This is a genomic window from Micromonospora sp. RTGN7, from assembly GCF_033804645.1.
In the GTDB taxonomy this organism is placed as follows: domain Bacteria; phylum Actinomycetota; class Actinomycetes; order Mycobacteriales; family Micromonosporaceae; genus Micromonospora.
Genome location: NZ_JAPZLF010000007.1, coordinates 108,903 through 128,709, shown reverse-complemented (window position 1 = coordinate 128,709; position 19,807 = coordinate 108,903). Strand labels below are relative to the sequence as shown.

General features: G+C 69.0%; 15 protein-coding genes and 2 tRNA genes. 5 read left to right on the top strand and 12 right to left on the bottom strand.

Annotation, left to right across the window (positions count from 1 at the left end; genetic code table 11):
- Positions 1-55: 55 nt before the first annotated feature.
- The 3 genes from SNR22_RS12600 (at position 56) to SNR22_RS12590 (ending at position 2,785) form a co-directional block, all read left to right on the top strand.
- Positions 56-454, top strand: coding sequence for a MaoC/PaaZ C-terminal domain-containing protein (locus SNR22_RS12600; protein ID WP_320066896.1), 399 nt, complete (start codon positions 56-58; stop codon positions 452-454).
- A gap of 117 nt (positions 455-571) precedes the next feature.
- Positions 572-1,516, top strand: coding sequence for an RNA polymerase sigma-70 factor (locus tag SNR22_RS12595; RefSeq protein ID WP_320066710.1), 945 nt, complete (start codon positions 572-574; stop codon positions 1,514-1,516).
- Positions 1,517-1,597: 81 nt separating this feature from the next.
- Positions 1,598-2,785 carry an NAD(P)/FAD-dependent oxidoreductase gene (locus SNR22_RS12590; RefSeq protein ID WP_320066709.1) on the top strand — a complete coding sequence of 396 codons (1,188 nt, stop codon included), beginning with the start codon at positions 1,598-1,600 and terminating at the stop codon, positions 2,783-2,785.
- A gap of 195 nt (positions 2,786-2,980) precedes the next feature.
- On the opposite strand, the gene SNR22_RS12585 is transcribed toward SNR22_RS12590, so the two are convergent.
- Positions 2,981-3,370 carry a helix-turn-helix transcriptional regulator gene (locus SNR22_RS12585; protein ID WP_320066708.1) on the bottom strand — a complete coding sequence of 130 codons (390 nt, stop codon included), beginning with the start codon at positions 3,368-3,370 and terminating at the stop codon, positions 2,981-2,983.
- Between the two features lie 169 nt (positions 3,371-3,539).
- On the opposite strand from SNR22_RS12585, the gene SNR22_RS12580 reads away from it, so the two are divergent.
- Positions 3,540-3,752, top strand: coding sequence for a helix-turn-helix domain-containing protein (locus SNR22_RS12580; protein WP_320066707.1), 213 nt, complete (start codon positions 3,540-3,542; stop codon positions 3,750-3,752).
- A gap of 1,148 nt (positions 3,753-4,900) precedes the next feature.
- Here the strand turns inward: SNR22_RS12580 and SNR22_RS12575 are convergent.
- From SNR22_RS12575 to SNR22_RS12550, 6 genes are all read right to left on the bottom strand, one after another.
- A complete protein-coding gene (locus SNR22_RS12575; protein ID WP_320066706.1) occupies positions 4,901-5,563 on the bottom strand; it encodes a TetR/AcrR family transcriptional regulator in 663 nt (220 codons plus the stop codon).
- Positions 5,564-5,644: 81 nt separating this feature from the next.
- Positions 5,645-6,451: an amidohydrolase family protein gene (locus SNR22_RS12570; protein WP_320066705.1), complete on the bottom strand. Its 807-nt coding sequence runs from the start codon at positions 6,449-6,451 to the stop codon at positions 5,645-5,647.
- A complete protein-coding gene (locus SNR22_RS12565; protein WP_320066704.1) occupies positions 6,438-7,607 on the bottom strand; it encodes an alpha/beta hydrolase in 1,170 nt (389 codons plus the stop codon). Before SNR22_RS12565 ends, SNR22_RS12570 begins: the two co-directional genes overlap by 14 nt.
- Before the next feature lie 75 nt (positions 7,608-7,682).
- Complete coding sequence (locus SNR22_RS12560) at positions 7,683-9,191, bottom strand: FAD-dependent monooxygenase (RefSeq protein ID WP_320066703.1); 1,509 nt, start codon at positions 9,189-9,191, stop codon at positions 7,683-7,685.
- Between the two features lie 390 nt (positions 9,192-9,581).
- Positions 9,582-9,655 (bottom strand) — tRNA-Ile (locus SNR22_RS12555).
- Between the two features lie 262 nt (positions 9,656-9,917).
- Positions 9,918-9,993, bottom strand: a tRNA-Asn gene (locus SNR22_RS12550).
- 279 nt (positions 9,994-10,272) lie between these two features.
- Between SNR22_RS12550 and SNR22_RS12545 the strand changes: the two genes are divergently transcribed.
- Positions 10,273-10,686, top strand: coding sequence for a hypothetical protein (locus SNR22_RS12545; protein WP_320066702.1), 414 nt, complete (start codon positions 10,273-10,275; stop codon positions 10,684-10,686).
- A 93-nt stretch (positions 10,687-10,779) separates the two neighbouring features.
- Here SNR22_RS12545 and SNR22_RS12540 read toward each other — a convergent pair whose 3' ends face one another.
- From SNR22_RS12540 to SNR22_RS12520, 5 genes are all read right to left on the bottom strand, one after another.
- Positions 10,780-11,790 carry a sugar phosphate isomerase/epimerase family protein gene (locus SNR22_RS12540; protein WP_320066701.1) on the bottom strand — a complete coding sequence of 337 codons (1,011 nt, stop codon included), beginning with the start codon at positions 11,788-11,790 and terminating at the stop codon, positions 10,780-10,782.
- Between the two features lie 72 nt (positions 11,791-11,862).
- The gene (locus SNR22_RS12535; RefSeq protein ID WP_320066700.1) at positions 11,863-13,971 is read right to left on the bottom strand and encodes a ThuA domain-containing protein; all 2,109 of its coding nucleotides are present in this window, start codon (positions 13,969-13,971) and stop codon (positions 11,863-11,865) included.
- Between the two features lie 96 nt (positions 13,972-14,067).
- Positions 14,068-16,917: a PQQ-dependent sugar dehydrogenase gene (locus SNR22_RS12530; RefSeq protein ID WP_320066699.1), complete on the bottom strand. Its 2,850-nt coding sequence runs from the start codon at positions 16,915-16,917 to the stop codon at positions 14,068-14,070.
- A 547-nt stretch (positions 16,918-17,464) separates the two neighbouring features.
- Complete coding sequence (locus tag SNR22_RS12525; protein ID WP_413775627.1) at positions 17,465-18,661, bottom strand: Gfo/Idh/MocA family protein; 1,197 nt, start codon at positions 18,659-18,661, stop codon at positions 17,465-17,467.
- 53 nt (positions 18,662-18,714) lie between these two features.
- A complete protein-coding gene (locus tag SNR22_RS12520; protein WP_320066697.1) occupies positions 18,715-19,773 on the bottom strand; it encodes a substrate-binding domain-containing protein in 1,059 nt (352 codons plus the stop codon).
- Positions 19,774-19,807 lie beyond the last annotated feature (34 nt).

The following is a 19,807-nucleotide window of genomic DNA, read 5'->3' as shown; positions in this document are numbered from 1 at the left end:
GGGCACCCGGCCCCAGGGTGCCAAGCGCAGCGCGGAACCGCGACAGCCCTGGACCGTGTCCGGCCAGAAGCTTCCGGCCCGCGAGTTCACGGTCACCCGACAGGATCTGGTGCGCTACGCGGGCGCGTCGGGTGACTTCAACCCGATCCACTTCAGCGACCACGCCGCCACCCGGTCGGGACTGCCCGGCGTGATCGGGCACGGGATGCTCACCATGGCGCTGACCGCGCGGGCGGTCACCGAATGGGTCGGGGACCTGGCCGGAGTGCTCGACCACGAGACCCGGTTCATGCTGCCGCTGCTGGTGCCCGACGACGGGGGTGCCCCCCTAACCGTCACCGCGACGCTCAGCGACCCCGACGATGCCGGCCACCGTCAGTTGGTGGCCGAGGCAACCGCCGGTGCCACCGTTGTCGCGGTCTCCCGCCTCACCATCCGCCCAGCCGCGCGATGATCGGATTCCAGGAAGGCCGACGACTCGCCGCGTGCTCACACACCAGCCCTTGATCAACAAGGACCGACCCGCGCAGGTGCGAAACGGCGCGCGTCGAGCGTGGTTAACTATCGAGCCATGCCGCTCAGTCCGCACGAGGTCGAACTGTTCGAGCAATCCAGGGCCCGCTTGGCGGCGATCGCCTATCGCCTGCTGGGCTCGGCGAGCGACGCCGAGGACGCGGTCCAAGACACGTTCCTGCGTTGGCAGGCCGCCGATCGGGAGCGCGTCGAGACGCCCGAGGCGTGGCTGACGAAGGTGCTCACCAACCTGTGCCGCAACCAGCTCACCTCGGCACGGGCCAGACATGAGAGCTATGTGGGCACGTGGCTGCCCGAGCCGGTCCTCGCCGGGGACCGGATGCTCGGCCCGGTCGACACCGCCGAGCAGCGCGAATCGGTCTCGATGGCGGTGCTCACCCTCATGGAGCGGCTCTCGGCCAATGAGCGTGCGGTGTACGTGCTGCGCGAGGCCTTCGCCTACTCGCACAGCGAGATCGCCGAGATCCTCGACATCACCGAGTCGAACTGCCAGCAGGTCTACCGGCGCGCCAAGCAGCACGTTGCTACCCACCGGGCCCGCACGGAGGTCGACGGGACCACCGCGCGCAAGATCGTCGAGGAGTTCCTCGCCGCAGCCACCAGCGGCGACACCCAGCGGCTGGTCAAGCTGCTGACCGACGACGCGATGAACGCCGGCGACGGCGGCGGCAAGGCCCCGGCCCGTGCCACGCCGATCATCGGCGCGCTGGCAGTGGCGAGGTTCCTGCGCGGCCTGTTCAAGCCCACCGACGCCGCACGGGACAGGGTAGGCGGCAGCCTCGCCCTCTACACCGAAGTCGTCAACGGCGGGCCCGCAGTGGTGGTCATGATCGGCGACCGCGTCCTCGCCGTCATGTCCCTGGAGGTGACTTCCGAGGGCATCGCGGCCATCCGCACCCAGGCCAACCCCGACAAGCTCGTACGCGCCACGCGTCAATGGTCCGCATCCGAGCACGGGGAACCCTTCCTCGACGGCTGGTGACCCAGGTCATAGCCAATTCCTGTCAGGAATCTCGTCGCTGTCCGGTTCAGGAAGCGAGCACATCGAGACAGGAGTGAGGCCATGAAGCACCGCATCGTCGTCCTCGGGGCCGGATACGCCGGAGCCATCGCCGCCGGGCGCCTCGCCAGGCGGCTGCACCCTGACGACACCGAGATCACCGTCGTCAACGCCGACGCCGCTTTCGTCGAGCGGGTCCGCATGCACCAGCTCGCGACTGGACAGGACCTCAAGCGCCGCAGGCTGAGCGATATCTACGCGGGCACGGGCGTAAAGGTACGACTGGCACGGGTCACCGCCGTCGACGCCGACCGCAAGACCGTCGCGCTCGGTGACGAGCACGGTGCCGAGGAGATCGCCTACGACACCCTCGTCTACGCCCTCGGCAGCGCGTCCGCAGACCACGACGTCCCCGGCGTCGCCGAGCACGCCTACGACATCGCCGGCAAGCAGTCCGCGCTGCGACTACGCGATCGCCTCGACGAACTCGCCACGGGCGGGACCGTGCTGGTCGTCGGCGGAGGCCTCACCGGCCTCGAAGCGGCTACCGAGATCGCCGAGGCCCGACCGGACCTCGACGTCGCGATCGTCGCCCGCGGTGGCCTCGGTGACTGGCTCACCGAGAAGGCGCAGCACTACCTGCGCGAAGTCTTCGACCGGCTCACCATCGCCGTCCACGAGCACACCGACATCGCGCGGGTCGAGGCGACCGGCGCGGTCACCAGCGACGGCCAGGTGATCCCGGCCCAGGTGACCGTGTGGACGGCCGGCTTCGCCGTTCACCCCATCGCCGCCGCCACGACCCTGGAGGTCGCCGAGACCGGGCAGATCGTCGTCGACGCCACGATGCGCTCGGTCTCGCACCCCGACGTGTACGCCGTGGGCGATGCCGGACTCGCCGAAGGGCCGGGCGGCAAGCCGCTGCGGATGTCCTGCGCCTCAGGGGCCCCGATGGCCTGGCAGGCCGCCGACGCCATCGCTGCGCGCCTGACCGGTCGGAAGATCCCCCAGACCCTGCTCCGCTACTTCCACCAGTGCATCAGCCTCGGCCGCCACGACGGCATCATCCAGTTCGTAACCGCCGATGACAGGGCCAAGCCGTCCCTCATCAAGGGGAAGATGGCAGCCCGCTACAAGGAGATCGTCTGCAAGGGCGCGGCCTGGGGCATCTCCCACCCGACGGTGATGCTCCCGATCCGCCGCCGCCGCATCGCCGCGATCCGAACGGAGGTCCTCGCGGCCACTTCGTGACAGGGCGAGCGCCATGTCGGCGCTCCGGCAGCCCACCGAGCTCCTCGTCAGGAGCATGTCCTGAAAGGGTGCGGCCCACCGGAGCGTGCCTGCGACACCGGATGCGACCAGCCGCCAGCAGAGAGCCTCGAACCTGATTCACCCTCACGCCGGGGGAGCTGGAGTATCGGTCGCGGACGCTCGCCGGCCGGGCCGTCAGGCCTGACGGCGGTTGGCCTGCTCGAAGATGTCGAGCAGCTCCAGCATCGTCTTGCGCTGCTGGTCGGTGTAGATCCGGTCGGCGAGGATCGCTTCGCGCGCGCTCACCTTGGGCTCCTGCGCCTCGCCGATGTCCGCGTTCGGAGCGGCAGGAGTGCGGCCAGCGAGCCGGTGCGCCTCGGACATGTCGATGTCGAGGGCGTCAGCGAGGGCGTTGACAACTCGGGCGGTGGGTGGCCGCCGACCAACCTGGAGGCGGTCGACCGTCGTGCGGGCGACGCCCGAGCGGTTGCGTAGTTCGTCGTCCGTCCATCCGCGGGCGTCCTGTTCGGTGCGTACACGCCACCAGAAGTCGTACGCAACGCCCCGTTCAGGCCCCTGAGTCACGTGCATGTTGTAGCACGACTACACGATCCGGACATAGACCCGCCCCTAGATAGCGCAGGTCAGGCCCCTTCTACATGTCCAACCCTGTAGCGTCTTGCATCGAGGGCGTGCGTCGTCTAGCGTCGTGTAACGCACGGATCCGCTACTAACCGATACAAGGTGGTTGCAGGTGACGGAGCTGGAGACGGATCGCTTCCTGACCGTCCAGGAGGTCGCGGAAATCCTGCGGGTCTCCCGGTGGAGCGTCGGCCGCTACATCGACGCCGGCGCGCTGGAGGCGGTCAAGGGCGACGGGCCGAACGGCTCGATTCGCATCCCGCTCCGCAGCCTCAACGCCTACATCGACGCCCACACCGTCAACGCGGAAGAGAGGACGCGATAACCCACGCCCCGGCTTCACCCCGGCTGGCGCCTGCTCGATGACCGGGCACGCGCCCGAATCCGCGAGGGCGCACGCTGATCTTCAGCGGCACTGCATCGAAATAGCTCCTGGTGTCCCCTATAGACCGCGTGAGGAGCCACGACGATCATCAATGACGGCCCTCGCGCGCGTTGTCGCACCTCAGAGCACATCCGTGAAACTTGCGAATCGTTCTGGCACCGGCATCGTTGGTTGCAGAGAATGGTGCGGGGCCGGCACATGCCGACCCCGCACCTGGATCGGCTACCTCTGATCGTTCGACCTGGCAAGTGAGGCGATCAGATGTAGCAGAAGGGCGGTGGCCCTGGCTGCGTCAGCAGGACCACCGCTTCCTTCGGCCTCCAGCACTACTGCTGCAAGGTCGAACGCGGTGGCCAACGCCTTCACTGCCCGGCCAATGTCGCCTCGGGGTGCTGGCTGCGCCCCGAGGCGTGCGGGGTTTGTTTCGTTGGGGCCCTCAGGCCCTCTCTCCTCTTCAGACACCGGTGACCTGAAGAAGGTCTCCGTACGCCCCCTCGCGTTCTGTCAACGCTCGGCCGTTGCGGGAGTAACGCCCTATTCAGCTATCAAGCCGGCCCAATCGCGCCCGCGCCCGGAGTTAGTGATTTTCACCTCACAGCATTGCCGCACGGTTTGTGTGTTGACATTCGGGCCACCCTCTGCGCCCATGCCTCACGAACAAGCACATATGTAATCTAACGGGCAAATGCGTCAAGGGTGTGGAGCGCTCCCAATGCGGAATGCAACTTGCACCAGGCAAAAGGGTGTGACGTAGACCATCCTGGCAAGAATGCGTCGTGGCGGCGACCTGGCATCATGCGCCACTTCCTGGCCCCTGGTTTCGGCGGCACTCCTGAGGAAGCCAGGCTGGAGGCACCGTGCGGGCCATCCTGACCGCAATCACTATCCTCGCCAACGCGATCCGCTGGCGGCACCGGGAAGCGGGTGTGGCGGTCGTGAGCCGGGCGCGCCCCCGACGACGTCCGAGTGCCCGCCGACGTACTTGGTGGTGGTGCCGTTCCTGGTCCGGTCGGCCCGGTGCTGCCTTCGCGCGGTCCTGCGCGTCGCGCAATTGGAGTGCATCGGAGCGGGATACCGGTGGAACACGCCTACGGGGATTGCCCTTCGTCCCGCATCGAGCGGAGCCCTTGAAGCAGGAGACGCAGGCCGAAATCGAACTCCTCGGCGAGTGGCTTGGGAAGCAGATGCGCTACGGCAGCGGTGCTGGGATACCGGGACTGGTTGATCATGAGCGGGTTGGATTCCACGGTGTTATCGGAGGCGTGAGCGGACTCCAGTGCCGCTTGCACAGCGAAGCCGAGGGTGTATCGGGCAAGGGTGGCGCCTCCAACGGCCGCAGTCCCTGGGCCGAACCCGCCTTGAATCAGTGCGTGCAGGACGCGCTCACGGATCGCTGCCGCATGTGGGCCGCTCGGAAACTGCTGAATCAGGATTCGGGCTACGCCCGGATGCTTGGTGAGACTTGCAAAGACCGAGCACATCGTCGTCCGGCAGGTCTCGTCCCACTGCTCGTCAGCGGCTTCAGGCAGGTCAACGTCGGCGAGCGTGCGTTCGATCACGAGCCCGAGCAACTCGGACTTGTCTTTCACATGGCGGTAGAGCGTGGCCGTACTTGACGAGAGCCGATCCGCAAGCCCACGGAAACTGAACTGGTCAGGGCCATCGTGGTCGATCATGACGAGGGCAGTCTCGATGATCCGATCAAGGGGCAGCGGCGGACGCCCACGACGACGCTTCGGTACGCTTGTCACGTATTCATGGCTCCTAGTGATCGCCTTTTTTGTGCTGGTCCGATCTACCGTATCCGCCCCATGACACACGCCCCAAATTGCTCAGGTCCAGCCGATCCAGTCGGAGATTCCGTTGCCCATGACCAGTTCGAGATCGTGGCCTTTCAGCCAGGGTAGTTCCTCGGTGAACATGGTGACGCACTGACGCCAGGTGCAGGACATGCGCGTAATATCTGATCCCCAAAATGTGCGTTCGGGGCCGAAAGCATCGACTGTACGACGCAGGACTCCCTGCACGCTCCCGAACGGGTAGTCGTCGGTTGCCATGCTGGGGGTTCCGGTGGCTTTGACGGCGACATTGGGGTGCTCAGCCAAGGACAGGAGGGCGTCAAGGTGCCCGGCGGCTTGTGGAAGCTTGTCGAACGGGCCGATCGCGAGGTGGTCGAGCAGGAGGCGCATCTGAGGGTGGCGAGTCGCGATCGGGCCGATGAGTGGCAGGTGCTCGGGCAGGACCATGAGCGCAACTGGAAGGTTTCGGTCGTTGACTTCGCTCCATAGCCAGTCGAGGGCCCCGGAGGCCAAGATCGGACCGGCTTCGGCCGCGTACAGCAGGAAGCGCAGGCCGAGCGCGCCGGTGCGACTCATCGCCGCGTCCACGGCGGAGGGGCCGCTACTGCTGTCGAGGGAGAACCACCCCATCGTGGCGAACCGGTCGGGGTGGGCAATCGCGGCCTGCTCGGCATACTCGTTCGCGACGGGGTCCCACACGGCAGGGCAGTTCACGGCTCTGCCGATGCCGGCCTCGTCCATTGCGCTGAGAGCGCGTTCGATGGTGAACGGGGCGCGGATGTGGTGCGGGGGTGCGCCGGCGCCGCTCCACAGATGGATTTGCGCGTCAGTGATCTTCATCGTGTTCTCCGTAGGCGCCGGCGGTTGGCAAGGAAGCGGTGAACCTGCCGCGTATCCAGTCGGCGATATGTGCATCGCGGTCTGCTTTGTGGTTGTAGAGGCAATGGTCGCCATCGGAGAAGACCACCATCTGCTTGTCGCACGTTGGCGCCTTCTCGAATAGGACCTGGGCGAGTTCGGCGGTAACCATCGGGTCGGCGCCGCCGTGGAGGACGAGGAGGGGATAGCCCGTATTCGATCCCGGTGCGAGCGGCGACACGGTCGACCAGATGGCCTGGGAACGCTCTGGGGACACATCTCCGCAGCAGGCCACCATCTTCGTGAAGAAGGTGCCCACGCTGGGCGGCACCAAACCGGGGGCGGGCATCCCGCCGTTGCTGCAGCACGCGCGCACGCGGGGGTCGCCGACGGCAACGGCCATCGCGATCGCACCGCCCATGCTGTTACCGACGATTCCGATCGGATGCTCCGGCACCCGGGATTCGAGGAAGTCCAAGGCGACGGTGTATGCGTGCCGCCAATCTTCAGTGAGGTAGTTGCCGTACTCGAATCGGGTTTCGCCCTGGCCGGGGCCATCGAGCATGAGGGTCTCCACACCGCGGGCCGCAAGAGCTTCCCCGATGCAGTCAAAGTCCATCGCCCAGCCCTCGACTCCGCCGATCACCAACGCTGCACCGATGGGCGACGAGGTTGTTGTCAGGTGCCATCCGACCATCGGTCCGGTCGGAGTCGAGAGGGTGACGCGGGAACGATCGCCCGAGAGCTGTGCGGCGGCGCCATAGAGCCGCCCCGCCTCTCTGTACAGTTCGCACCGGTCGGGTGTGTCTTCGAGCATCATGACCTGGCTCATCCGCAGGAGCGCAGATGCCCGGCGGAGATAGACCATGGAGGTCAGCTCGCTGCCGTGGGAAGCTGCCTCATCGGCGAGAAGGCGACAGGTGTCGGCGAGATTTGCGGCGGCCGCTCGCCATTCTGCGCCGGCGAGAACCATCTCCCGTAGCCGCAGGGCGTCAGCGCGATCGACCCCGTAGCCGATGAGCCGGTCGGTCGAGAATTGCCTGAGGGCTGCCTGGGACTCGGACGAAAGGTGTTCGGCACGAGGGTCGGTGAGGCGTTCAAGAGCGATGAACGCCCGGGTCATCACCTGCTCGGACATGACGTTCGGTGAGGCGGGGAGTGACATGTCGCAACCACGCTCCCTTGCGGTGTTCGTTGGGCTTGGAGGGACCGATCACGCTGCTGCTGTGCGCGGGAACAACGGAAGGTTCAGGAGTGATGGCAGAGCGTCGAACGGCGGCCGGATCACGGCGGCGACGTAGCCATCAGGCCTGACCAGCACGGCGGCATCGGAGTCAACGCCGTACACCTGCCGCCAGGTGGCGTTGTCGCCGTCGAGCGCGAGCACCTTCACTTCCGCGCCGGCGGTGGGCCACTGGATTCGCGTCGCCGCTTCGATCGCTCGGCCGCCTATGACGATGACGGTGAAGTGTGGTCCGCGGAAGGCGTCGAACAGCGTCGACCGTTCACCGGTTGCGTCCAGATACGGGCTGTCCGGTGCCCGATCGCCCGCACCGACACCGGCCGGAGGCTCGCCCTGCTCTGACCCCAGTGGCCCGCCGCGGTAGCTGAGCAGGAGCTGGCGTTCCTCGTCCCCTCGCTTCGTGGCGGCCAGCGGCCGGTCTCCCATCTGCGCGTACAGGCCGGTGGCAAGTCCGAGAACCCTGGCGGCGACCGGCTGACGCTCGGCCTCGTACGAATCGAGCAGCGTGTTCGGTGCTCCTGCGAGCACCTGGCCGAGTTTCCACCCCAGGTTGTAGGCATCCTGCACGCCAGTGTTCAGGCCCTGCGCACCGGTCGGCGGATGCACATGAGCCGCGTCCCCGACCAGAAACACCCTCCCCGCCTGATAGTGCTCCGCGAGGCGGGTATTCGGGCGCCACACCGACGACCACAAGACCCTGTCTACCTGCACTCTGGTACTCCGAAGCACAGTCTTCGCGAGCTCGTGCACCGCCGCCGTGTCGAATTCTGCCGCGTCGCCCGCTCGGAGCTTCAGCATCAGTTGGAACGGCCCATCCGGAAGTGGGCAGAGGGCGACGAATCGACCCTTCAGTCGTGGCCAGATATGCCACCGGTCACGTGAGAGGCCGCGGACTTCCAGGTCAGCGACGATCATCCGATCGCTCTCGTCCGTTGCGCCCTCGAACCTGATTCCGACGCCACGGCGAACAGTGCTGCCACCACCGTCCGCACCGACGAGGTAACGCGCCCGTATCTCTTCCTCGGCGCCGTCGCCGTTGACAACGTTCGCGGTGACACCGGCGTCGTCCTGGACGAGGGACACGAGCCGCGTCCCGTACTCGATCCGGCCGCCCAACTCTTCCAGGCGCTCGCGAAGACTCGCGTCTGTGGCGTACTGCGGGATCAACAGCGTGTTCGCGTGCGGGACATCGGGCGTCGGCTCATGACGCTTGATCATCGTCCGCCTGATCGACAGCGGCCCCAGATGCACGCCCAATGGCGGGTACAACATCGCGCGAGACTCTAGCCGCGGCAGCGCCCCAAGGTCATCAAACACCTCCAACGAGCGGGGCTGAACGCCCTTCGCGCGCGAGCCCTCGAACCCGCGAGCCGCAGCCTCCACGATCCGGTAGTTCACACCTCTGCGTTGCAGATCACACGCCAACGTCAACCCACTGGCGCCTGCTCCGACGACCAGCACCTCAGTCTTCCCGCCCATCACGAACTCCCATCACGACCCGACGTCAGACCTCCGGATCAGCAGAGCCATCTTTTATTTAGGCTACAGCGTATCCGAAAATAAGACCACAGTGTCAGGCCCGCCAAGGCTTCCCCCCGGCGGCGAGGTGGTGACGACCGTGCAGATGCGGCGCCCGGTTCATCTCCTGCAGTCCGGCCGTGCCGACGATCATCACGGTGGGGTCGGCAGGAAAGCAGGTGCCGGTTGAATCGGAGCTGAAGGTGGCGCGTCGCACGCTGGCGACCGAGCGCGACAAGCTCCGCGATGAGTGCCGCAGCCTTACCGAGGCAGTGACCTACGAGACGCGGCTACAGGCAGGAGACGACGCTCAATCCGCTCCTGTCGCGGGTTTGAACATCGAACATTGGGTGGGGCGGACGGGACTCGAACCCGTGACCGATCGATTATGAGTCGACTGCTCTAACCCGCTGAGCTACCGCCCCGCTACCGCGCCGGATCCTAACCCGTCCGGTCGATCCCCGGCCAGCGCAAAGCCGCGTCATCCGACCACCAGGATCGGAGAACCCGCCGGCGATCCAGCACGATGGGCTACGCGAGAATAACAGGATGCAGCCGCCCGACACGGCCCCGGCGAACGGTCCGGAGAGCGCTGGCAGGAAGCTGCTGGCGCGACGGGTGCCGGGGCGGGGCGGAGACGGAAACAGCGACGCCCGCCGGCGATGCCGACGGGCGATGAGTGGAGCGTGGCTCCCCCGTTTGGACTCGAACCAAAAACCTGCCGGTTAACAGCCGGCTGCTCTGCCAATTGAGCTACGGGGGACCGCTGTCGCCCGACCCGGATCTCTCCGACCCTCGGCGACGGCACAAGAGTACAGGACTCCAGGGGGGTTTGGTCCAGGGGGTTGCCCACCGAGCCGGCCGGATCGGCACCCCTGGGTGAGAACTGATAACCGGACAATTCGTCATCCGGGCACAACCAGGCTTGAGCGCGGTGGAGGATGGGTAGTTAGCTGCCGACAGAGGACGTAGGCGCGATATTCGTCGCCACGGGGCTCGCCCCGGGGAGGCGACGGGAGCGTCAGGTACGGAAGGAGCCGCCATGCGCGGAAAGATGATGTTTCTTGGCGGGCTGGCTGCGGGCTTCGTCCTGGGCGCCCGTGCCGGCCGGGAGAAGTACGAGGACCTGGTCGTCCGGGGCCGTAAGGTGCTCGACCACCCGACCGTCCAGGAGGCGGCCGGGGTCGCGCAGGCCCAGGCCAACCGGCTCTACAGCGAGGGCAAGGACAAGCTCAGCCAGTCGAAGCTGGCTGAGAAGCTGAGCACCAACGGCAGCGACAGCACGACGGGGCTGACCTCCGCCGACAAGCCGTTCGCCGGCACGCCGGCCACGGTCGGCGCCAAGTCGGGCGGCAGCCCGACCGGCACCGGCTCGACGTCGTCGACCGGCGTGACCCCGAGCACCGCGGCCCGCCCCAAGCCGTCCGGCACGGGGACCAACGGCAGCACGCTCTGATCGACCGCACCACAACGGGCCGGCCGCCTTCGGGCGACCGGCCCGCTTGCGGTTGCACCGCCGGCCGGGACCGGCCGGCCGGCGCGGGGACGGTCAGTCCCGGTTGCTGCTGAACGCCGCGTCGAACGCGGCGGACGGGGCGTCGAAGGCCAGCCCGCGGACGAACTGGAGCGCCTCCGGCGCCCCGACGAGACGGTCCATCCCGGCGTCCTCCCACTCGATGGAGATGGGGCCGGCGTACCCGATGGCGTTGAGCGCCCGGAAGCAGTCCTCCCACGGCACGTCGCCGTGGCCGGTGGAGACGAAGTCCCAGCCCCGGCGCAGGTCGGCCCAGGGCAGGTGGGAGGCGAGCCGGCCGCGCCGGCCGTCGCCGGTGCGGACCTTCGCGTCCTTGCAGTCGACGTGGTAGATCCGGTCGGCGAAGTCGAGGATGAAGTTCACCGGGTCCAGCTCCTGCCAGACGAAGTGCGACGGGTCCCAGTTCAGCCCGAACGCGGGCCGGTGCCCGATGGCCTCCAGGGCCCGCTTCGTGGTCCAGTAGTCGTACGCGATCTCGCTGGGGTGGACCTCGTGGGCGAACCGGACCCCCACCTCGTCGAAGACGTCCAGGATCGGGTTCCACCGGTCGGCGAAGTCCTGGTAACCGCGTTCGATCATGGCCGGGGGCACCGGCGGGAACATCGCCAGGGTGTGCCAGATCGACGAGCCGGTGAACCCGACGACCGTGTCCACGCCCAGCTTCGCCGCCGCCCGGGCGGTGTCCTTGATCTCCTCGGCAGCACGCCGGCGGACCCCCTCGGGCTCGCCGTCGCCCCAGATCCGGGCGGGCAGGATGTCCTGGTGCCGCTCGTCGATCGGGTGGTCGCAGACGGCCTGGCCGACCAGGTGGTTGGAGATGGCGAAGACCTTCAGGTGGTGCTTGGCCAGGGTCTCCCGCTTCCGGTCGACGTACGACTCGTCGGCGAGCGCCCTGTCGACCTCGAAGTGGTCGCCCCAGCAGGCGATCTCCAGCCCGTCGTAGCCCCACTCGGAGGCGAGCCGGCAGACCTCGTCGAACGGAAGATCGGCCCACTGGCCGGTGAAGAGCGTGATGGGTCGCGCCATTGTTCTTCTCCCCTCGGGTGAGTGCGGGGCCCCCGCGTGAAACGGGGGCCCCGGTCGGCGAGCCGACCTCGGTTAGGGCAGGGTCCACTTCTGGTTGGCACCGGTGCCGCAGGTCCACAGGTGCACGACCGTGCCGTCGGTGGAGCTGTTGCCGGAGACGTCCAGGCACTTGCCCGACCCGGTGTTACGCAGCGTGCCGTCGGCCTGCGCCGACCAGTTCTGCGCCCCCGAGCCGTTGCACGTCCAGAGCTGGATCTTCGTACCGTCGGCGGTGCCCGCCCCGGACACGTCCAGGCACTTGCCCAGGGCCCTGACGGTGCTGTTCGGCGACACCGTCCAGGTCTGGGCGGCGCTGCCGCTGCAGCCGTAGATCTGGATCTGGGTGCCGTCGGCGGTCGCGCCGTTGCGCACGTCGAGGCACTTGCCGCCCAGGCCCCGGATCGGGCCGGTGCCGTTCGTCGGGGGCGGCGACCGGACCAGGGTGATGTCGTCGACGTCGAACAGGCCCGCCCCGGTGCCGGCGAAGGTGAGGTACAGGTTCTGGTTGCCGGCCGGCACCCCGGTCAGCGGGGCGCTGACGTCGGCGTACGTGGTCCAGCCCCCGGTGTTGGGCACCGCCACCTGGCCGAGCACGGCGCCGGTGGCCGAGCCGGTGCGGAACTGGATGGTCCCACCGGTCCCGCCGGAGACCACCCGGGCCCGCACCGAGGTCACCCCGGTCAGGTTCAGGCCGTGGTAGCCGGCCCAGTCGCCCGGGTCGACGTACCCCAGGGTCTGGCCGCCGTTGGCCCCGGCCTTGGGGTACGCGCTGACGCCGCTGGCCGCGCTGTACGCCTCGGCCTGGAAGGTGGTGTTCCCGGTCGGCGGGCCGCCCAGCTCCCTGATCCGGATGTTGCGGAACGCGGCGTCGTCGCCGGTGCCATGGTTCTGGATGCCGATGTGGCCGGCGAGCGAGCGGGCCGGGTCGGTGTTGGTGAAGTCGTTGATCTTCACCCCGTTGAGGAGGACCTGGAGCCGCTCCCCCTCGACCAGCAGTTCGTAGGTGTTCCACTCCCCCGGCGGGTTGAGTGCGGCGTCCCGGGCGGCGAGGTCGGCGGACTTGAAGGTGTAGACCGCGCCGGTGGTGCGGTCGGCGGCATCGGTGGCGTCGATCTGCACCTCGTAGCCGTTGTTCACGGCGGAGTTCGGGTCGGTCGACGGCGGGAAGCCGATGAACACCCCGGAGTTGTCGTCGCCCACGAGCTTCCAGTCCAGCTTGAGTGAGTAGTTGGTGAACTGTTTGGCGCTGTACCAGTACAGGCCCATCCCGCCGACGGAGGTGAGGGTGGCGTCGGCGTTGGTGAAGCTGCCCGGCCCGGCCTGGGACCAGCCGGCGGTGGAGCCGTTGTACAGGGGGGTGTAGCCGGTCTCGGGCCGGCAGTCGGCCTTCGCCCGGCCGGCCGCGTACCGGATGCCGCCGAGCAGGTGGGAGCGGAACGCCGGTTCGGCGTACGACGACTGGGTGTGCCCGCCGCCGGTGTAGAAGGCCCGGCCGCCGTTGTACGTCTTGCACCAGGCGTGCGGGTGGTCGCCGCCCATCGACCCGCCGGAGTACGACGACTCGTCGAGGGTCGCCAGCACGCGCGCGGTGGAGCGGGCGTTGGTGCGGTAGTTGTACCACTCGTCGGTGCGCGGCCAGGACTGTGGAAGGTGGGCGGTGGCGGCGTGCGCCCGGTCCTCCACCTTGACGGTGGCCTGCTGGATGGCCGGATGGGAGGCGAACCAGGCGCCGACCAGGTTGCCGTAGAACGGCCAGTCGTACTCGGTGTCGGCGGCGGCGTGCACGCCGACGTAGCCGCCGCCGGAGCCGATGTACGACTCGAAGGCGGTCTGCTGGGTCGGGTCGAGCACGTCGCCGGTGGTGTTGAGGAAGAGCACCGCCTCGTACCTCGCCAGGTTGGCGGTGGTGAACGCGGCGGCGTCCTCGGTGGCGGTGACGGTGAAGTTGTTCGCCGCGCCAAGGTCGCGGACGGCCTGGGTGCCGACCGCGATGGCGTCATGCCGGAAACCGGCGGTCTTGGAGAAGACCAGCACGTCGTACGGGGCATCGGCGGCCGACGCGGGGGTGGCGGGGATGGTGCAGGCGAGGACGGCGAGGGCCGTGGTGGCCGCGCCGAGGACGGGACGGAGAAGTCTGCGCATGTCGCTCTCCTGGGGCTTCGCGCTGCGGGAGGGTGGGGTCGACCGGGCCCCCTGCCCGACGGGATCCGTCGGCAGGGAGCCCGTCCTCGCACCCGGTTAGGGCAGGGTCCACTTCTGGTTGGCGCCGGTGCCACAGGTCCACAGGTGCACGACCGTGCCGTCAGTGGAGGTGTTGCCGGAGACGTCCAGACACTTGCCCGACCCGACATTGCGCAGCGTTCCGTCGGCCTGCGCCGACCAGTTCTGCGCCCCCGAGCCGTTACACGTCCAGAGCTGAATCTTCGTACCGTCGGCGGTACCGGCCCCCGACACGTCCAGACATTTACCCAGGGCCTTCACCGTGCTGTTCGACGTCACCGTCCACACCTGGGCGGCGCTGCCGTTGCAGGTGTAGATCTGGACCTGGGTGCCGTCGGCGGACGCGCCGTTGCGCACGTCGAGACACTTGCCGCCCAGACCCATGACCGGGCCGGTCCGGGTGCTGACGGTGGCGGTGTTCAGGGTGAACGCGTCCAGGTCGTAGAGCGCCCCGGCCCCGCCCGCGAAGGTGAGGTACAGGGTGGTGGTGCCGGCGGGTGCGCCGGAGACCGTGCCGGTGACCGTGGCGAACGTGTCCCACGCCCCGGTGACCGGCACGGTAGCCGAGCCGAGGACCGTCCCGGTCGCCGAGCCGGCCCGCACCTGGAGGGTGCCGCCCACCCCGGCCGAGGAGACCCGGGCGCTGAACGAGGTCACGTTCCCGAGCTGGTACGGCTGGAACGCGATCCAGTCCCCGTTCTCGATGTTGCCGACGGTCTTGCCGCCCTCGGCGGTGGTCTTGTCGAAGGTCGCGATGCCGGCGGAGGTCTTGAAGTGCTCGGCCTGCCGGTGCCGGGGCTGGAGGGTCTGCTGGGTGTGCGTGGTCAGCCCGCCCGCGTCGGTGTACTCGGCGTCGAAGATGGCGAAGATGTTCGCCGCGTCGTCGTGCTCGCCGTCGACGGGGATGGCGATCGAGCCGGAGCAGCCGTTCGCCGAGGTGATCTGGTGGCCGTGCTGGTCGTGGCCGAGCACATAGGTCATCTTGACCTTGGTGCAGTCGATCGTGCCGTCCTCCGGATCGGTGACGGTGATGCTGAACGGCACGGTGTCACCGAAGGAGAAGAGCTTGCCGTTGCCGGGGCTGTTCACGATCACCGTCGGGGCGGTGTTGCCCACCGTGATGGTGACGCCGGCGGTGCCGGTCGCGCCCTGCGGGTCCCGCACGGTGAGCGTGGCGGTGTACGTCCCGTTCGCGGTGTACGTCTTGGCCGGGTTGGCGGCGGTGGAGGTGGTGCCGTCGCCGAACGCCCACGCGTAGGTCAGCGCCCCGCCGTCAGGGTCCGTCGACCCGGCCGAGGAGAAGCTCACGGCCAACGGGGCCGCCCCCGACGTCCTGTCCGCCGCCGCCCGGGCGGTCGGTGCCCGGTTGCCGCTGCCGATGTGGTCGAAGCGGTAGAGGGCGGAGTTGGCGTCACCGTTGAAGTAGCCGGTGCCGTAGTCGAGCACGTAGTACGCGCCGTCCGGGCCGAAGGCCGAGTCCATCACCTGCTTGCCGGTCCACGGGAAGGCGTCGATGGTGCCGGGCGAGCCGTCGGCGTTGACGTGGATCGGCTTGATCCAGCCGCGGCCGAACTCGGTGGCGAAGAACTGCCCGTCGAAGGACTGCGGGAACTTGGTGGTCGAGGTGGAGGCGGCGTTGTACCGGTAGACCGGGCCGCCCATCGGGGACTCGGAGCCGCCGCCGAACTCGGGCGGGGTGCCGGCGTCGCCGGCGTACCGGATCCAGGCGGGCTTCGCGGCCGGCAGCTTGCCCAGGCCGGTGTTTCGGAACGAGTTGTTGGTCGGCCCGCCCGCGCAGTCGTACTTGGCCCCGCCGGTGCCGGCGGCGAAGTCCCACTCGTTGTACGTCTCGGTGGCGGTGTTGGTGCCGGTGCAGTACGGCCAGCCGTAGTTGCCAGGGCCGGTGACCCGGTTGAACTCGACCTGGCCGCTGGGGCCCCGGGTGGCGCTGGTGGTGCCGGCGTCCGGCCCGTAGTCGCCGACGTAGACGATGCCGGTGGCCTTGTCGACGCTCATCCGGAACGGGTTGCGGAAGCCCATCGCGTAGATCTCGGGGCGGGTCTTGGCGGTGCCGGCCGGGAAGAGGTTCCCGGCCGGGACCGAGTACGACCCGGCGGCGTTGACCTTGATGCGCAGGATCTTGCCCCGCAGGTCGTTGGTGTTTCCGGCGCTGCGCTGCGCGTCGTACACGGGGTTGCGGTTGGTCCGCTCGTCGATCGGGGCGTAGCCGGCGGAGTCGAACGGGTTGCTGTCGTCGCCGGTGGAGAGGTAGAGGTTGCCGGCGGCGTCGAAGTCGATGTCCCCGCCGACGTGGCAGCACATGCCCCGGTCGGCCGGGACGTCCAGCACGTCGACCTTGCTGGCCTGGTTGACGGTGAAGTCGGCGTTCAAGGTGAACCGGGACAGCCGGTTGACGCCCTGCCAGACGGAGAAGTCGGTGCCGGTGGCCGGGGCGTCCCCGGTGGGGGTGGCCAGCGGCGGCGCGTAGTAGAGGTAGATGTGCCGGTTGGTGGCGAAGTTCGGGTCGACCCCGACGCCCTGCAACCCCTCCTCGTCGTGCTTGTAGACGGCTACGGTGCCGCTGACCGTGGTGGTGCCGACGGCGTCGGTGCGACGCAGCGTGCCGTCACGGGCGGTGTGCAGGACCGACCGGTCCGGCAGCACGGCCAGCGACATCGGCTCGCCGGTCTCGGCGACGCCCCGGGCCAGCTCGACCTGCTGGAAATCACTGGCGGTGATGACGTGCGCGGCGGCCGGGGTGGGGCCGGCGCCGAGGCCGACCGCGCCCGCGGTGACCGCGAGCAGCAGGGCCGAGGTTGCGGTGGGCCACCGTCGGGGGTGGCGGGTTGGTGCGTCCGTGATGGACATTTTTGTGCAGTCCCTTCCTGACGTCTGACTGCCAGGGCGGGGCGCGCGCCGTCGCGCCGGATGCCGTAGCGGGAGGATGGCCGGGCCACCGGGCGCCGTGCCCGACCGGCCGGGGCCGGCGGGCGGAGCGGGGACGTGCCCGGAGATCGCCAGTCGATGGATTGCCGCGCCGTCGGTTCACCTCGACGAAACACCTTCGTGATGCCCGAGACATTAACGGCCGTGATTGACAGATGTCCATACCTTCTGACCACTCAAGCTCAACTTTCGCTCATTCCGGCAAAAGTTCCGGCCACCGGTGCTCCGGCCACAGGCCGTTGCCGGTGCGGCACGCCCCGTCCGCCCGCCCACCCGGCACGAGCCCGGCGGCGAAGTCGGCGGCGCCGCAACCGGACAAGCACCCGGGACGGGTGGGACGGACGGGGCTGGCAGGCAGGGCCGGTCGGCGTCCCGTCCCTGCCTCCCCCGCATCCGCGGTGCGCGGCCCTTCGGCGCGGCCGCCGGCGGCGGGCCGGCGGCGGCGACCCGCGCCACCGCCGACCTCGCGTCAAGCGGGGACCGCCTCCAGCAGCGGTTCCACGTCGGCCCACGAGGAGCCCCGCTGCGCCGACCGGGTCACCGCGTCCAGCACCAACTGGACCTGCAACCCGTCGGCGAACGAGGGGGCCGGGTCGACGCCGGTGGCCACCGCCTCGACGAAGTCGCGCATCTGGTGGGTGAAAGAGTGCTCGTAGCCGATGATGTGGCCCGGCGGCCACCACGCCGACATGTACGGGTGGTCCTCCTCCGTCATCAGGATGCGAGTGAAGCCCTGCTCGACCGTCGGCCGGGTGGCGTCGTAGAACTCCAACTCGTTGAGGCGTTCCAGGTCGAACGCCACGGTGCCGAGCGAGCCGTTGATCTCCACCCGGAGCGCGTTCTTGCGCCCGGTGGCGAACCGGCTCGCCTCGTACGTGGCCAGCGCCCCACCGTCGAGCCGGGCGACGAAGACCGCCGCGTCGTCGACGGTCACCGCCCCGGTGGCCGGGCCGTGGCCGTCGACGGGGCCGGTGCCGTTGGCGGCGTGCGCGGCCAGGCCGCTCGACTCCGCCGGCAGCGGGCGCTCCTTGACGAACGTCTCGGTGACCGCGCTGACCCCGGTGATCCGCTGCCCGGTGACAAACTGGGTCAGGTCGATGATGTGCGCGCCGATGTCGCCCAGCGCGCCGGAGCCCGCCCTCTCCCGCCGCAACCGCCAGACCAGCGGGAACTGCGGGTCCACGATCCAGTCCTGGAGGTACGCCGCCCGGACGTGCCGGATGGTGCCGAGCCGTCCGTCGGCGATCAGCCGCCGCATCATGGCCACGGCGGGAACCCGGCGGTAGTTGAAGCCGCACATGGACCGTACCCCGACCGCCCGTGCGGCGGCCGCGGCGGCGGCCATCGCGCGGGCCTCGGCCACCGTGTTGGCCAGCGGCTTCTCGCAGAGCACGTGCTTGCCGGCGGCGAGCGCCGCGAGCGCGATCTCGGCGTGGCTGTCGCCCGGGGTGCAGATGTCGACCACGTCGATCTCGTCGGACTCGACGAGGCGCCGCCAGTCCGTGGTGTGCGCCTCCCAGCCGAGCCGGTCGGCGGCCTCGGACACCTTTGCGGTGTCCCGGCCGCAGACCAGCGACATCCGGACCCGCGCCGGCAAGTCGTACACCCGGTTCACGGTGCGCCACGCCTGTGAGTGCGCGGCGCCCATGAACGCGTAGCCGACCATGCCGACCCGCAGGTGACTGTGGTGAGTGGACAAGGTGGGTCTCCCCCCGTGTGTCAGAACCCGAGCTTGAGGTAGGTGCCCGCGTTCTCCTTGGTGATCGTCTCTGAGGCCAGCACGATCTCCTTGGGCACCTGGAGCTCCACCAGGTCGGACATGCCCTTGCCCTGGCCGATGAGCCGGGCCAGCGAGATCGCGGAGGACGCCATCGACGGGCTGTAGGTGACGGTGGCCTTCAGGACCGTGTTGTCGGCCTGGATGGCCTCCATCGCTTTCTTCGAGCCGGCACCGCCGACCATGAAGAACTCCTTACGACCGCTCTGGGTCACCGCGGCGAGCACGCCGATGCCCTGGTCGTCGTCGTGGTTCCAGAGGGCGTCGAGCTTCGGCAGGGCCTGGAACAGCCCGGTCGCGGCCTGCTGGCCGGAGTCGGCGGTGAACTCCGCCGGCCGCCGGTTGGCCACCTTGAAGCCGTTCGCGGCGAGGGTCTCGGCGAAGCCCTTGGAGCGTTCCTGGGTCAGTTCCAGCGCGTCGATGCCGGGGATCTCGCCGATGATCGGGTTGCTGATCCCCTTGGCCTTGACCTGGGCGACGATGTAGGTGGCGGCGGCCACCCCCATGCCGTAGTTGTCGCCCTTGATCTGGAGCCGGTAGGCCCGGGCGTCGGGGAAGGCCCGGTCCAGGTTGACCACCGGGACGCCGGCCTTCATGGCCTCCAGGCCGAACGCGTTGAGTTCCTTGCCGTCGTGCGGCAGCAGCACGATCACGTCCGGCTTCTGCGCGAGCAGGGTGGACAGCGCCGCCCGCTGGGCCGCCGCGTCCGCGCCGGCCTCGACCGACGTGAACTCCACGTCGGAGAAGGCGGCGGCCTGTGCCTTGGCGTTGTTGGTGATGGCGGCGATCCAGCCGTGGTCGGCGGCCGGGGCGGAGAAGCCGATGGTCACCCTCTTGCCGGGGGTGCTGTTGCCGCCCGCGGCGCTGTCGGCCGCCTTGGTCTGCGCCGCCGTGGGCGCCGCCTCGTTGCTGGTACACCCGACGAGCAGTGCGCCGGCGCCGAGCGCGGCCCCGCCGAACAGCAGCCGGCGGCGTGACAGGTCCCGACTGTGCTGGGTCATGACGACCTCCTGGGAAAGGGTGGTGGAGGGAGGA

Bases quoted from the DNA above. Each gene is read 5' to 3' on its own strand.
- SNR22_RS12560 (WP_320066703.1), bottom strand. From the start codon at position 9,191: ATGGGCGGGAAGACTGAGGTGCTGGTCGTCGGAGCAGGCGCCAGTGGG.
- SNR22_RS12565 (WP_320066704.1), bottom strand. From the start codon at position 7,607: ATGTCCGAGCAGGTGATGACCCGGGCGTTCATCGCTCTTGAACGCCTC.
- SNR22_RS12570 (WP_320066705.1), bottom strand. From the start codon at position 6,451: ATGAAGATCACTGACGCGCAAATCCATCTGTGGAGCGGCGCCGGCGCA.
- SNR22_RS12540 (WP_320066701.1), bottom strand. From the start codon at position 11,790: ATGGCGCGACCCATCACGCTCTTCACCGGCCAGTGGGCCGATCTTCCG.
- SNR22_RS12545 (WP_320066702.1), top strand. From the start codon at position 10,273: ATGCGCGGAAAGATGATGTTTCTTGGCGGGCTGGCTGCGGGCTTCGTC.
- SNR22_RS12520 (WP_320066697.1), bottom strand. From the start codon at position 19,773: ATGACCCAGCACAGTCGGGACCTGTCACGCCGCCGGCTGCTGTTCGGC.
- SNR22_RS12590 (WP_320066709.1), top strand. From the start codon at position 1,598: ATGAAGCACCGCATCGTCGTCCTCGGGGCCGGATACGCCGGAGCCATC.
- SNR22_RS12525 (WP_413775627.1), bottom strand. From the start codon at position 18,661: ATGGTCGGCTACGCGTTCATGGGCGCCGCGCACTCACAGGCGTGGCGC.
- SNR22_RS12595 (WP_320066710.1), top strand. From the start codon at position 572: ATGCCGCTCAGTCCGCACGAGGTCGAACTGTTCGAGCAATCCAGGGCC.
- SNR22_RS12530 (WP_320066699.1), bottom strand. From the start codon at position 16,917: ATGTCCATCACGGACGCACCAACCCGCCACCCCCGACGGTGGCCCACC.
- SNR22_RS12535 (WP_320066700.1), bottom strand. From the start codon at position 13,971: ATGCGCAGACTTCTCCGTCCCGTCCTCGGCGCGGCCACCACGGCCCTC.